This window comes from Natrialba chahannaoensis JCM 10990, from assembly GCF_000337135.1.
Taxonomy (GTDB): domain Archaea; phylum Halobacteriota; class Halobacteria; order Halobacteriales; family Natrialbaceae; genus Natrialba; species Natrialba chahannaoensis.
This window is the reverse complement of the sequence record NZ_AOIN01000006.1, coordinates 1-304: the sequence shown is the minus strand read 5'-3', so window position 1 is coordinate 304 and position 304 is coordinate 1. Positions and strand designations below refer to the sequence as shown.

1 pseudogene is annotated in these 304 nt (G+C 60.9%); it reads left to right on the top strand.

The annotated features are described in order from the left end of the window. Positions 1-304: pseudogene (locus tag C482_RS00025) on the top strand (ISNCY family transposase); the annotation flags it as partial.

The window sequence follows — 304 nt, the reverse complement described above, 5'->3', positions numbered from 1 at the left end:
AGGCGGTCTACCTCCCGAAGCGCGAGTGGGAACGAGAAGACGAGGCCGATGACGGCACGGACGTGACGATTCGCCAGGAACTCATCGAAGACTTCGAGGAGATCGGCGATACAACACCGCTCTCGGCGGATCGTGATAGCGACTCGCCGTTGAGCAATCTTCTCGATGAAGTAGCGGACGAGGAGGAGATCGACGAGCCGGCACGAGTCGAAGCGCCGACGGTACCCTTCGAGACGAACCTGCCGTGGGTAGACGTCGATCCCGCTGACGAACGGGAGATGAAGCACCAGATCGGGCGGGTAAT